This window comes from Stenotrophomonas sp. 85239_Sma (genome assembly GCF_056481725.1).
In genome coordinates this window covers 2,930,523-2,943,752 of record NZ_CM151163.1, presented here as the reverse complement: position 1 = coordinate 2,943,752, position 13,230 = coordinate 2,930,523, and the positions used below count along the sequence as shown (strand labels likewise).

At 65.9% G+C, this 13,230-nt stretch carries 8 protein-coding genes; 3 read left to right on the top strand and 5 right to left on the bottom strand.

What is annotated here, in order from left to right; genetic code table 11:
• Positions 1 to 47: 47 nt before the first annotated feature.
• Entirely contained in the window at positions 48 to 2,120 is a 2,073-nt protein-coding gene (locus ACYKG1_RS13800) for an acyltransferase family protein (RefSeq protein ID WP_262083425.1), read from the top strand.
• A 12-nt stretch (positions 2,121 to 2,132) separates the two neighbouring features.
• Here the strand turns inward: ACYKG1_RS13800 and ACYKG1_RS13795 are convergent, their stop codons facing one another.
• The 4 genes from ACYKG1_RS13795 to ACYKG1_RS13780 form a co-directional block, all read right to left on the bottom strand.
• Positions 2,133 to 3,317 carry an MFS transporter gene (locus tag ACYKG1_RS13795; RefSeq protein ID WP_262083424.1) on the bottom strand — a complete coding sequence of 395 codons (1,185 nt, stop codon included), beginning with the start codon at positions 3,315 to 3,317 and terminating at the stop codon, positions 2,133 to 2,135.
• An 85-nt stretch (positions 3,318 to 3,402) separates the two neighbouring features.
• Complete coding sequence (gene metH, locus ACYKG1_RS13790) at positions 3,403 to 6,087, bottom strand: methionine synthase (protein WP_478470752.1); 2,685 nt, start codon at positions 6,085 to 6,087, stop codon at positions 3,403 to 3,405.
• A 57-nt stretch (positions 6,088 to 6,144) separates the two neighbouring features.
• A complete protein-coding gene (locus tag ACYKG1_RS13785; protein ID WP_100473307.1) occupies positions 6,145 to 7,236 on the bottom strand; it encodes a homocysteine S-methyltransferase family protein in 1,092 nt (363 codons plus the stop codon).
• Between the two features lie 13 nt (positions 7,237 to 7,249).
• Positions 7,250 to 8,179, bottom strand: coding sequence for an ArsR/SmtB family transcription factor (locus ACYKG1_RS13780; protein WP_014037755.1), 930 nt, complete (start codon positions 8,177 to 8,179; stop codon positions 7,250 to 7,252).
• A gap of 153 nt (positions 8,180 to 8,332) precedes the next feature.
• Between ACYKG1_RS13780 and ACYKG1_RS13775 the strand changes: the two genes are divergently transcribed.
• Together ACYKG1_RS13775 and ACYKG1_RS13770 are read left to right on the top strand one after the other, a co-directional pair.
• Complete coding sequence (locus ACYKG1_RS13775; protein ID WP_262083421.1) at positions 8,333 to 9,481, top strand: acyl-CoA dehydrogenase family protein; 1,149 nt, start codon at positions 8,333 to 8,335, stop codon at positions 9,479 to 9,481.
• 130 nt (positions 9,482 to 9,611) lie between these two features.
• A complete protein-coding gene (locus ACYKG1_RS13770) occupies positions 9,612 to 9,899 on the top strand; it encodes a hypothetical protein (protein WP_262227351.1) in 288 nt (95 codons plus the stop codon).
• A 144-nt stretch (positions 9,900 to 10,043) separates the two neighbouring features.
• On the opposite strand, the gene ACYKG1_RS13765 is transcribed toward ACYKG1_RS13770, so the two are convergent.
• Positions 10,044 to 13,217, bottom strand: coding sequence for a multidrug efflux RND transporter permease subunit (locus ACYKG1_RS13765; RefSeq protein WP_262227337.1), 3,174 nt, complete (start codon positions 13,215 to 13,217; stop codon positions 10,044 to 10,046).
• Positions 13,218 to 13,230 lie beyond the last annotated feature (13 nt).

Below are 13,230 nucleotides of genomic sequence, written 5' to 3'. Positions count from 1 at the left end.
CGCGTGACCGCCGCGGGCGCACTGCCGTTGCGGCCGTGGGGGAAGGGATGACCGCTGATCCAAGCCGCGGCTACGTGCCGCACATTGATGGCCTGCGCGCGATCGCCGTGCTGGCCGTCATCGTGTTCCACCTGGACCCGGCCTGGTTGCCGGGCGGGTTCACCGGCGTGGATGTGTTCTTCGTCATCTCCGGTTTCGTGGTCAGCGCGTCGGTACACCGGCTGCCGCCGTTGTCGCTGGGGCAGTCGATGCTGCGCTTCTATGCGCGCCGGATCCGCCGCATCGCGCCGGCACTGCTGGCCTGCCTGTTGCTGACGGCCGTGGCGAGCGTGCTGTTCATTCCCGAGTCCTGGCTCAGCGAAGCCAGTGACAGGACCGGGCTGATGGCGTTGTTCGGCTTCAGCAACTGGGTGCTGGCGGCGATCGGCAACGATTACTTCGCGCCCAAAGCCGAATTCAATCCCTACACCCATACCTGGTCGCTGGGTGTGGAAGAGCAGTTCTACCTGTTGTTCCCGCTGCTGTTCCTGGCCTGGGCACGCGGCGCACGCGGGCGCTGGATCAGCCTGGGCCTGTTCGCCGTGGTCAGCATGGCGTCGCTGCTGCACGCTGCTGTGCTGGGCCTGCGCGAGGTGCCGCCGTCGTGGGCGTTCTACGCCACCAGCACCCGTCTCTGGCAATTGGGAGTGGGCGTGCTGCTGTTCCAGCTGCTGCACGTGCGCGAGTCGCTGGACCCGGCAACCGGCCAGGCACTGAAGCGCGCTGCGCCGGTGTTCTCCCTGCTGGCCATGGGGGCGCTGGCCCTGCTGGGGTGGGCGCTGTGGTCTGCGCGCGCAGGACGTTCACCGTGGCCTGACGGCCTGCTGCCGGCCTTCGCCACCGCAGGCCTGCTGTGGGCGCTGCATCATCATCCGCAGGCGTGGGTGGCGCGCCTGCTGGCCAGCGCTCCGATGCGCCGCATCGGCCTGCTGTCGTACTCGTTGTATCTGTGGCACTGGCCGGTGTTCGTGCTGATGCGCTGGACAGTGGGCCTGCAGACACCGTTACAGATGATCGCTGCGATCGCGCTGGTACTGCTGTTGTCCTGGTTGTCATGGCGCTGGGTGGAACAACCGTTCCGCGGGCCATTGGCGCAGCGCTTGCGCCCTGGGCGCTGGGTGTTGGCTGGCGCGGTCGTGCTGCTGTGCGCGGCCGGCATCCAGGCATTGCTCTATCAGCAGGCACCGCGGCTGTCGCTGAGTACGGTCAGCCGGCATCCGGCCGATTGGTACCCCAATGGCAAGAGCGTGGCAGGTGACTATCCCGATTGCACATTGGTGGCCGCGAAGCATCGTTTCGAAGGCGGTAGTGCGCGGACCTTCGCCCGTGGAAACTGCGACCGCCCGCTGCCGGCCGGTGCACCGAAGCGGGTGTTCGTTGCCGGTGATTCGCATGCGATGGCCTCTATCGAACTGCTGCAACGGCTGGCGCTGGAAACCGGCTCGGAGGTGTCCCTCTATGGCCGTGGCGGATGCCCGCAGGTGAGCCTGCAGAAGTGGCGCGGCGCCGGTGCCGGGTGCGCTGATTTCGACGCAGCAGTGTTCGCGGACATCGAGCGGCGTGCGCAGCCGGGAGACGCGGTGGTGCTGGTGTCGCTGCGCGTGCCGCGCCTGTCCGATCAGTTCGTGCTGTTCGATGCACAGGCGCAGCTGGCGGGCGAACTGACTGTGGAAGCGGCGGCAGGGCGTGCGGCCGAAGTAGCCGAGGCGATCACGCAGTGGAGGCCACTGGCCGAGCGTGGTGTGCGCATCGTGCTGGAGGCTCCCAAGCCGGTGCTGCCGGCGCCTCCCTATCGCTGCTCGGACCGCTTCAACGCCCGCAACGAGGTCTGCCGCAACGGCCTGGACAGCACGCGCGAGGCGATGGAAACGCTGCGGGCGCCGATGCTGGGCAGCCTGCAGCAGCTGGTCGATGGCCTGCCGGGCGGCGTGCTGTGGGACCCGATGCCGGTGCTGTGCGACGACGCGCTGTGTCCCGCGCAACGCGATGGCCGCCCGCTGTTCTTCGATGGCGATCATCTCAGCGCGCATGGCAATCGCGCGCTGCTGCCGTCGCTGCTGCAGGTGGTGCTGCAGCGCTGAACCGGAATCGGGTCAGTGCGCGCGGTTGTTCCGTCGCGCACGGATCAGCGGCAGGCTCAGCGCGAAGAAGCACAGCAGGGCGCCGATCAGGGCGAAGCCGCTGCCGGCCAGGAATGCGGTGCGACCGTCGTCGATCTTCCACAGTTGGCCGGCAATGAGTGCGCCGAGCACACCGCCGGCACCGGACGAGAATCCGTACAGCAGCCCCTGGCCATGCCCATTGAGGCGACCGGGGAAGTAGGTCGCCAGCATCTGCATCGCCGCAGCGAAGAACGCCGCAAAGCCCAGTGCGTGCGCGCTCTGCGCCAGCAGCATCACCGGCAGGTTTTCCGGGAACAATGCGGTCACGGCCCAGCGCAGGCAGGAACTGACCAGCGCGATCAGCAGCATCCAGCTGGCGTCATAGCGGCGGAAGAAGCGGCCGATGGTGAAGAACACACCCACTTCGAAGACCACACCGATGGTCCACAACAGGCCCAGGGTGGAGGTGCGGTAGCCGTGATGGTCCATGTAGACCGAAAAGAACGTGTAGTACGGGCCGAAAGACAGTTGCTCCATGAAGGCGGCCAGGAAGAATGCCAGCACCGGCGGGCGGCGCACGATCTGCCAGAAGCCGCTGGCGTCGCCGTCGGTCTTGCCGATGCCGCGTGCGTAGTGGTTGCCGAAGGCCGAGGCGACCAGCAGCGCGAACAGTGGCAGCATCATCCACGGCAGCAGCCCGGCGCGGCTGGCCGTGCCGTCACCTTCGATCAGCCAGCCGAACAGGGTCACGACGGCGATGAAGCCGAGCGAACCCCAGACCCGGATCAACCCGTAGCGATGGCTGTCGTTGCCCAGGTGGGTGAGGGTGATCGACTCGAACTGCGGCATCACCGCGTTGTAGAAGAAGCAGAACACCACCATGGCCGGGTACATCCACGGCTGCGGCAGCGGCAGCAGGAATACCGCGAAGCTGAGCAGGGTCAGCACGCAGCCGATGCGCAGCAGGCGGATCGGTCGCGGTGATGCGGCCGCCAGCGAGGTCCAGGTGCTGGGCGCGATCACGCGGGTGGCATACCACAGGCCCATCATCACGCTGATGGCGGTCACGCTCATGCCGCGCGCGGTCAGGAACAGGCTCCAGTACGGAGTGAACGCGCCCAGCGCCGCGTAGTAGAACAGGTAGAAGCTGGAGAGGCGGGCAACGGGAACGGTCATCGCGGAATGATGAGGCAAAAAGGGGACGGAGGGGATTTAGTCGTTTGTGCATAAGCGACTTAATCCCCTCCGTCCCCTTTTTGTGCTACTCGGGGTCGTAGTCGAGGTTGGAGGCCAGCCAGCGTTCGGCCTGGGCACGGTCCACGCCCTTGCGGCGGGCGTAGTCGCTGACCTGCTCGCGGCTGAGCCGGCCGACCACGAAGTACTGGCTCTGCGGATGGCTGAAGTAGTAGCCCGAAACAGCGGCCGTGGGCAGCATCGCGAAGCTCTCGGTCAACGCCATGCCGGCGTTGGCTTCGGCCTGCAGCAGGTCGAACAGGCGGCGTTTCTCGCTGTGCTCCGGGCAGGCGGGGTAGCCGGGTGCGGGGCGGATGCCGCGGTACTGCTCGTCGATCAGGGCCTCGTTGTCCAGCGTCTCGGTGCGCTCATGGCCCCAGAATTCGGTACGCACGCGCTGGTGCAGGCGCTCGGCCAGCGCCTCGGCGAAGCGGTCGGCGAGGGCCTTCAGCAGGATCGCGTTGTAGTCGTCATGCTCGGCTTCGAAGCGCGCGACGTGCGCGTCGATGCCGATACCGGCAGTGACCGCGAACGCGCCGATCCAGTCCTGCTTTCCGCTGTCGGCGGGCGCGATGAAGTCAGCCAGGCAGAAGTCCGGGCGCTCGGCCGGCTTGTCCACCTGCTGGCGCAGGAAGTGCAGGGTGGTCTCGCCCTGCGGGTGCTTCACTCGCACGTCGTCGCCGATGCTGTTGGCCGGCCACAGGCCGAACACGGCCTTGGCCGTCAGCCACTTCTCGCCGACGATGCGGTCAAGCATCGCGCGGGCATCGCGGTACAGCTCGCTGGCCTGGGTGCCGACGATCTCATCGGTGAGGATGGCCGGGAACTTGCCGGCCAGCTCCCAGGCCTGGAAGAACGGCGTCCAGTCGATATAGTCGACCAGTTCGGCCAACGGGTAGTCGTCGAATACGTGCAGGCCGGGCTGGTCCGGTGCCGGTGGCGTGTAGCTGTCCCAACCGCCCTGGAACTTCTGCTCGCGGGCATGTTCCAGCGTGACCAGGCGCTTGGCGTCGCCGCGGTTGCGGTGGCGTGCGCGGATCTCCGCGTAGTCCGCTTCATTGGCGGCGACGAAGGCTTCGCGCAGGTCGCGCGAGATCAGCGACTGGGCAACGCCCACCGCGCGCGAGGCATCCTTCACCCACACCGTGGGTGCCTTGTAATGGGGGTCGATCTTCAACGCGGTATGCGCGCGCGAGGTGGTTGCGCCCCCGATCAGCAGCGGCAGGTCGAAGCCCTGGCGCTCCATCTCGCGGGCGACGTGGCTCATCTCCTCCAGCGACGGGGTGATCAGTCCGGACAGGCCGATCAGGTCGGCGTTGTGCTCACGGGCGGAATCGAGGATCTTCTGCGCAGGCACCATCACGCCGAGGTCGACCACCTCGAAGTTGTTGCAGGCCAGGACGACGCCAACAATGTTCTTGCCGATGTCATGCACGTCGCCCTTCACCGTGGCCATGATGATCTTGCCGTTGCTCTTGGCGGTATCACCGCTGCGTGCCTTCTCCGCTTCGATGTACGGCAGCAGGTAGGCCACGGCCTTCTTCATCACGCGCGCGGACTTCACCACCTGCGGCAGGAACATCTTGCCCGCGCCGAACAGGTCGCCGACGATGTTCATCCCGTCCATCAGCGGGCCCTCGATCACGTCCAGCGGGCGGCTGGAGGCCTGCCTGGCCAGTTCCGTGTCTTCCTCCACCCAGGCGTCCAGGCCGTGCACCAGCGCGTGCGCCAGGCGCTGTGCCACCGGCTTGCCGCGCCAGGCCAGGTCTTCGGTCTTCGCTGCGCCCTTCCTGCCCTTGTAGCGCTCGGCGATCTCCAGCAGGCGCTCGGTGGCATCGCTGCGGCGGTTGAGGATCACGTCCTCGACGCGCTCGCGCAGCTCGGGGTCCAGTTCGTCGTAGATCGGCATGGCGCCGGCGTTGACGATGCCCATGTCCATGCCGGCGGCGATGGCGTGGTAGAGGAACACCGAGTGGATGGCCTGACGCACCGTTTCGTTGCCGCGGAACGAGAACGAAACGTTGGAGACTCCGCCGGAGACATGGCAGTGCGGCAGGGTCTGCTTGATGATGCGGGTAGCTTCGATGAAGTCCACCGCATAGTTGTCGTGCTCTTCGATGCCGGTGGCGACGGCGAAGATGTTCGGGTCGAAGATGATGTCCTGGGGCGGGAAGCCGATCTCGTCGACCAGGATGCGGTAGGCGCGGGTGCAGATCTCGACCTTGCGCGCGCAGGTGTCGGCCTGTCCATTCTCATCGAAGGCCATCACCACCGCGGCGGCACCGTAGCGCAGCACCTTGCGCGCGTGCTCGCGGAACAGCGCCTCGCCTTCCTTCAGCGAGATCGAATTGACCACGCTCTTGCCCTGCAGGCACTTCAGGCCGGCTTCGATCACGCTCCACTTGGAGGAGTCGACCATCACCGGGATGCGGGCGATGTCCGGCTCGGACATGATCAGGTTGAGGTAGCGGGTCATCGCCGCTTCCGAATCGATCAGGCCCTCGTCCATGTTGACGTCGAGGATCTGCGCGCCGCTGGCGACCTGCTGGCGGGCCACGTCCACCGCTTCTTCGTAGCGGCCTTCCTTGATGAGCTTGCGGAACTGTGCGCTGCCGGTGACGTTGGTGCGTTCGCCGACGTTGATGAACAGCAGGTCCGGCGTGATGACCAGGGGTTCCAGGCCGGACAGGCGGGTAGGGCGGACGGGCGTCATGGCAGGCGGCGGCTCAGCGGCAATAGGGCGGAAAGTGCGGGACGGTGGCGGCGATGTTCATGCGGCCTGCTCCTGGACACCGGGCAGGGCGCGCGGCGGGAGCCCGGCAACGGCCTGGGCGATCGCACGGATGTGATCGGGGGTGGAACCGCAGCAGCCACCGACCAGGTTCAACAGGCCATCCTCGGCGAAACCACGCAGGGTGCTGGCCATGTCCTCGGGCGTCTCGTCGTACTCGCCGAAGGCATTGGGCAGGCCTGCGTTGGGATGTGCGCTGACGTAACAGTCGGCGACCTGCGAGAGGGTTTCCACGTGCGGGCGCATCGCATCGGCGCCCAACGCGCAGTTCAGGCCGATCGACAACGGACGCGCATGCGCCAGTGACGCATGGAAAGCCTCGGCGGTCTGCCCGGACAGCGTGCGTCCGGAGGCATCGGTGATGGTGCCGGAGATCATCACCGGCAGGCGTGCGCCACGCGCGTCGAAGGCTTCCTCCAGCGCATACAGCGCCGCCTTGGCATTGAGCGTGTCGAAGATGGTTTCGACCATGAGGGTGTCGGCGCCACCGTCGATCAGGCCCTCGATGGCTTCGCGATAGGTGTCGCGAAGCTCGTCGAAGCTGGTGTTGCGGAAGCCGGGATCATTGACGTCGGGGCTGATCGAGGCGGTGCGGCTGGTCGGGCCGATCACCCCGATGACGAAGCGCGGCTTGCCCGGCGTGGTTGCAGCCACGGCGTCGCAGCAGGTGCGGGCGACCGCAGCACCTGCCTTGTTCAACTCGTACACCAGGTGTTCGAGGTGGTAGTCGGCCTGGCTGACCGAGGTGGCGTTGAAGGTGTTGGTCTCGACCAGGTCCGCGCCGGCGTCCAGGTAGGCAGTGTGGATGTCGGCGATGACCTGCGGCCGGGTCAGCAGCAGCAGATCGTTGTTTCCCTTCAGGTCATGGCTTTCGGGCACGGCGTGGTCGCAGGCGGGGCCATGCACATGATCGTAGCCACCGGCAAAACGCTCGCCGCGATAATCGTCTTCCTGCAGGCCATGGCGCTGGATCATGGTGCCCATCGCACCGTCGATGATCAGGATCCGCTCGCGCAGGGCATCGAGCAGGGCGTTGGCACGATCAGGATGCAACCAGGGCAGGGCGGGCATGGCGGTCTCGGGCTCAGGGCTTGTTGGCGATCAGCGAAATCACTTCGAAGTGCGGCGGACGCTTCTCGCGGGTGACCGTCTCCAGGCTGGATACCTGCAGGCCGGCCTTGTCGACGAACTTGCGCAGTTCCTTGTCGCTGAAGCCGAGGTTGACGTGGCCGTAGGCCTCCACCGCCGCCTTGTGCTCGTGGCGGGCCAGGCTGCACAGCAGTAGGCGGCCGCCTGGGCGCAGCACGCGCGCGGCTTCGGTCACCGCCTGCGCTGGTTTGCTGGCGTAGGTCAGCGCGTGCATCAGCACCACCAGGTCGAAGCTGCCGTCCTTGAACGGCAGGGCATGCATGTCACCCTCGCGGACTTCCACATTGGGCAGCCGGCGCAGGCGCTCGCTGGCAGCGGCGACCACGCGCGCGCTGGTATCGATGCAGATGTAGCGCTTGGCATGGGGGGCGACCAGTTCGGCCAGCACGCCGTCACCGGACGCGATGTCCAGCACGTCGCCGGTTTCCAGCAACGGCAGGGCGGTGCGCGCCAGCGCCTCCCAGGTACGGCCCGGAGAGTAGTGGCGCTCCATGTCGCCGGCCACGCTGTCGGCCCAGTTCTGGTCCGAGGCGCGGTGGGCCAGCACTGCAGCCACCCGCTCGGCATCCTGCCGCAGCAACGGGTCGTCGCTTCCGTTGCTCAGGGCATGCCACAATGCACGCTGCGCCGGGTCCAGCTGGGCCTCGTCGAAGCGGTAGTAGGCCGACACGCCGGCACGGCGGTCGCGGACGAGGCCGGCTTCCTTCAGGCGCGCCAGGTGGGTGGACACGCGCGGCTGCGCCAGCCGGGTGATCGCCGACAGTTCGGCCACGGTCAGCTCTTCCTGCTCCAGCAGCGCCAGCAGGCGCACGCGGGTGGCATCGGCGAACACCTTCAGGCGGGTCGACCAGTCTTCCAGATCCATAAATATCTACCTATCGCGATATAGAGATATATTCGCCGAGAAGGCCTGCCGCGGTCAAGTCGCCAGCGTACGGAAACAGCCGGGCCCCGGTACAATCGGAGCACCTGGGCGCGCCGTATGCAGCCCATAACTTCATGTACCCGGGAGGGTGTTGTGGATTTCAGCTTTACCGAAGAGCAGTTGATGCTGCAGGACGTGGCGCGGCGCATCGCGCAGGAAAAGATCGCCCCCAGCGCGGAGCACCATGACCGCACGGGCGAGTTCCCGCTGGACAACATCCGCCTGCTGGGCGAGAACGGCCTGATGGGCATCGAAGTGCCGACCGAATACGGCGGTGCAGGCATGGACCCGGTGGCGTACGTGCTGGCGATGGTGGAGGTCGCCGCCGCCGACGCAGCCCACTCGACCATCATGTCGGTCAACAACTCGCTGTTCTGCAACGGCATCCTCACCCATGGCAGCGAGCAGCAGAAGCAGACCTACGTGCGTGCCATCGCCGAAGGCGAGGCCATCGGCGCGTTCGCGCTGACCGAGCCGCAGTCCGGTTCGGACGCCACCGCCATGCGCTGCCGTGCGGTGAAGCAGGCCGATGGCACCTTCGTCATCAACGGCAAGAAGAGCTGGATCACCTCCGGCCCGGTGGCCAAGTACATCGTGCTGTTCGCGATGAGCGAGCCGGACAAGGGCGCGCGCGGCATCACCGCCTTCCTGATCGATACCGACAAGGCCGGCTTCGGCCGTGGCAAGACCGAGCCCAAGCTCGGCATCCGCGCTTCGGCCACCTGCGAGATCGAGTTCAACGATTACGTGGCGCAGGCCGAAGACGTGCTGGGCCAGGAAGGCGAGGGCTTCAAGATTGCCATGAGCGTTCTCGATGCCGGCCGCATCGGCATCGCCTCGCAGGCCATCGGCATCGCCCGTGCCGCCTATGAAGCGACCCTGGCGTACGTGAAGGAACGCAAGGCGTTCGGCGCGGCCATCGGCACCTTCCAGATGACCCAGGCCAAGATTGCCGACATGAAGTGCAAGCTGGATGCGGCGCTGCTGCTGACCCTGCGCGCGGCGTGGGTGAAGGGCCAGGGCAAGCGCTTCAGCAATGAAGCGGCCATTGCCAAGCTGACCGCTTCGGAAGCAGCGATGTGGATCACCCACCAGGCCGTGCAGATCCACGGTGGCATGGGCTATTCCAAGGAAATGCCGCTGGAGCGCTATTTCCGTGATGCCAAGATCACCGAGATCTACGAAGGCACCTCGGAAATCCAGCGCCTGGTGATCGCCCGCAACGAGACCGGGCTGCGCTGAGTCGCAACGGCCGCGCCGCTGCAACGGCGGCGCGGCCAGTAGATCCACGGCATGCGTGGATACACGGTCCACTTGGCCGAGCGATACCCGATCTGTTCCAATGCAGGCCGTTTTTACGCGGTCTGCAAATATGATCTATCGTGGTTGGGGATTCATGACGCTGGTGACGCCGATTGCAGCCATCCTGCTGCTGGCGTACTTCTTCCCGCATGAAGGCTCCAGGGGCAACACGCCGCTGGCGCAGGTTCTGTTGGGTGCAGGCATCGGCGCAGCGGTGAACGTACTGCTGGGTCTGTGGCTCAACCGTGCGCCCCGGCAGAAGGGCGAGGTCGCACCCCATCATTTCTTCTTTGTGCCGATGCAATGGGCTGCACTGGTGATCGTGGCGGTGTGCGCAGTAGTTGCGCTGCTGCGCTGAGACGTAGCGCCTACAGCCCTGGTAGGTGCCAACCTTGGTTGGCACGAATCGAAGAGCGCCAACCAAGGTTGGCATCTACCAGATGGCAAAGAAAAAAGGCCCCGGATCGCTCCGGGGCCTTTCTCGTTTCAGCTTACCACCGAATCAACGATCCGGGCGGTGGGCGGATTCCGCATCGCGCTGGCGCTCCATGAACTCCTTGGACGGCTCATCCAGCTTGTCACCCAGCATGCGGCGCACGACCACGAAGAACACCGGGATCATCAGCAGGCCCAGCAGGGTGGCGAACAGCATGCCGCCGATCACGCCGGTACCGATGGCGTGGCGGGAGTTGGCGCCGGCGCCGGTGGAGATCGCCATCGGGATCACGCCCATGATGAACGCGAACGAGGTCATCAGGATCGGGCGGAAGCGCAGGCGGGCCGCCTCGATGGTGGCATCGCGCAGGTTCTTGCCTGCTGCGCGCTGCTCCACCGCGAACTCCACGATCAGGATCGCGTTCTTCGCCGCCAGGCCGATCACGGTGATCAGGCCGATCTTGAAGAACAGATCGTTGGGCAGGCCGCGCAGCATCGACAGGCCGAGGGCACCGAGCACGCCCAGCGGCACGACCAGCAGCACCGCCACCGGGATCGACCAGCTTTCGTACAGGGCCGCCAGGCACAGGAACACCACCACGATCGACAGCACCAGCAGCAGCGTCGCGGCGTTGCCGGCCAGGATTTCCTGGTAGGACATGCCGGACCAGTCGTAGCCGAAGCCGGCCGGCAGGTCGTCGTTGACGATGCTCTCCATGGTCTGCATCGCTTCACCCGAGCTGGTGCCCGGGGCCTGCGAGCCGACGATGTTGATCGCCGAGTAGCCGTTGTAGCGGCTCAGCGACGGCGGTGCCGACACCCATTCGGACTTGACCACCGTGTTCAGCGGGATCATCGCGTTGGTGCCGTCAGCATTGGTGGTCAGGCTGGACGGGCTGTAGAAGCTCTTCAGCGACTCCTGGCCGGTGCGGTACGGGCCATCGGCCTGCATGGTCACGCGCTTGATGCGGCCTTCGTAGAAGAAGTCGTTGACGTACACCGGGGCGAGCATCAGCTGGATGGTGCTGTACACGTCCGACACCGACATGCCCATCGACTGCGCCTGCACGCGGTCCACGTGCAGCTGCAGCTGCGGGGCGTTTTCCAGCCCGTTCGGACGCACGCCGACCAGTGCTTCGGGCTTCTGCGCTGCGTTGCCGAGCAGGATGTTGCGCGCCTGGGTCAGCTGCTCGTAGCCGGCACCGCTGCGGTCCTGCAGCCACATGTCGAAGCCGCCGAACTGGCCGAGACCCTGCACGGTGGGCAGGTTGACCACGAAGATCTGCGCTTCCTTGATGCCATAGAACGCGCCGTTCATGTTCTGGATGAACTCGGGTGCGGTGAACTTGCGTTCCTCCCACGGCTTCAGGCGGATGAAGCCCATGCCCACGTTCTCGCCGGAACCGACGAAGCTGAAACCGGCCACCTGCAGCATGCCTTCATAGCCATCCTGCTTTTCCAGGATGCCACGCATCTGCGCGAACACTTCGTTGGTCTGGCCCTTGGTCGAGCCCGGCGGCAGCTGCACGATCGCCAGCGCATAGCCCTGGTCTTCTTCCGGCAGGAAGCTGCCCGGCATGCGGGTGAACAGGAAGCCGCACAGCGCGGTCAGCACCACGAACAGGATCATCCAGCGCGGCGCATGGCGCACCGCCGAGGTGATGTGGCCCACATAGGTGTGGCTGATCTTGTCGTAGTACTTGTTGAAGGTGCGGTAGACGATGTTCGGGTTGTCGTTGTGCGTCGGCTTGAGGAAGGTCGCGCACAGCGCCGGGGTGAAGCCCAGTGCCAGGAACGCAGAGAATGCCATCGAGATGGCGATGGTCAGCGCGAACTGCTTGTAGATCTCACCGGCGGCACCACCCTGCAGGGCGGACGGGATGAACACCGCGGCCAGCACGACGGTGATCGCCACCACCGCGCCGGTGATCTGGGTCATCGCCTTCTGCGTGGCCGGCTTCGGCGCCAGCCCTTCCTCGGTCATGATGCGTTCGACGTTCTCGATCACCACGATCGCGTCATCGACCACGATGCCGATCGCCAGCACCATCGCGAACAGGGTCAGCTGGTTGATCGTGAAGCCGATCATCCACATGCCCAGGAAGGTACCGAGCAGGGCCACCGGGATGACCAGGGTCGGGATCAGGGTAGCGCGGAAGTTCTGCAGGAAGATCAGCATCACCAGGAACACCAGCAACACGGCCTCGAACAGGGTCTTGACCACTTCCTGGATGGAGATCTTGACGAAGGTCGTGCTGTCGTACGGCGAGAACCAGGTCACGCCGGCCGGGAAGCTGGGCTGCAGCTCGTCCATCTTGGCGCGCACCGCATCAGCCACGTTCAGGGCGTTGGCGCCCGGCAGCAGCTGGATGGCGAAGGCGCCGGTCGGCTTGCCGTTGTACTGCGTGTCGAAGCCGTAATTGTTGGCGCCGAACGCAACGCGTGCGATGTCCTTCAGCAGCACGCGCGAGCCGTCAGCGTTGGCGCGCAGGATGATGTTCTCGAATTCCTGCGGCGAACTGAAGCGGCCTTCGGCCGAGACCGTGGCGGTGAAGTGCTGGCCTTCCGGCGATGGGTCCGAGCCAAGCGCACCGGCGGCGAACTGCACGTTCTGCGCACGCACCGCGGCCAGCACCTGGCTGGCCGACAGGCCGTAGCCCTGCATCTTTTCCGGGTTCAGCCAGATGTTCATGGCGTACTCGGAACCGAACTGCTGGGTGCTGCCGACGCCGGGGATACGCGAGACCTGGTCGAGCACGCGCGAGCCAACGATGTCGTTCAGCGCATCACGGTTGATGGTCGGGGTATCGGACTGCAGCGCCACCACCATCAGGAAGCCGGCGTTGGCCTTGGCCACCACCACGCCCTGCTGGGTCACTTCCGAAGGCAGTCGGGGCGTGGCCAGCGAGACCTTGTTCTGCACCTGCACCTGGGCGATGTCCGGATCGGTACCCGTCTCGAAGGTCAGGGTGATCTGCGCACGGCCGTTGGACGACGAGGAAGAGCTGAAGTACAGCAGGTGATCGATACCGGTCAGCTGCTGCTCGATCACCTGGGTGACCGATTTTTCCGTGGTGTCGGCACTGGCGCCCGGGTAGGTGGCCGAGACGGTGACCTGCGGCGGGGCGATGTTGGGATAGGACTCCACGCCCAGGTTGAGGATCGCGATCACGCCGCTGAGCGAGATCAGGATCGCCACCACCCAGGCGAAGACTGGATGTTCGATGAAAAATTTAGGCATGACGGAAGGTTCC

What these genes read in the sequence shown, in the direction of transcription:
- ACYKG1_RS13800 (WP_262083425.1), top strand. Translation starts at nt 48, where the DNA reads ATGACCGCTGATCCAAGCCGCGGCTACGTGCCGCACATTGATGGCCTG.
- ACYKG1_RS13795 (WP_262083424.1), bottom strand. Translation starts at nt 3,317, where the DNA reads ATGACCGTTCCCGTTGCCCGCCTCTCCAGCTTCTACCTGTTCTACTAC.
- metH (WP_478470752.1), bottom strand. Translation starts at nt 6,087, where the DNA reads ATGACGCCCGTCCGCCCTACCCGCCTGTCCGGCCTGGAACCCCTGGTC.
- ACYKG1_RS13785 (WP_100473307.1), bottom strand. Translation starts at nt 7,236, where the DNA reads ATGCCCGCCCTGCCCTGGTTGCATCCTGATCGTGCCAACGCCCTGCTC.
- ACYKG1_RS13780 (WP_014037755.1), bottom strand. Translation starts at nt 8,179, where the DNA reads ATGGATCTGGAAGACTGGTCGACCCGCCTGAAGGTGTTCGCCGATGCC.
- ACYKG1_RS13770 (WP_262227351.1), top strand. Translation starts at nt 9,612, where the DNA reads ATGATCTATCGTGGTTGGGGATTCATGACGCTGGTGACGCCGATTGCA.
- ACYKG1_RS13765 (WP_262227337.1), bottom strand. Translation starts at nt 13,217, where the DNA reads ATGCCTAAATTTTTCATCGAACATCCAGTCTTCGCCTGGGTGGTGGCG.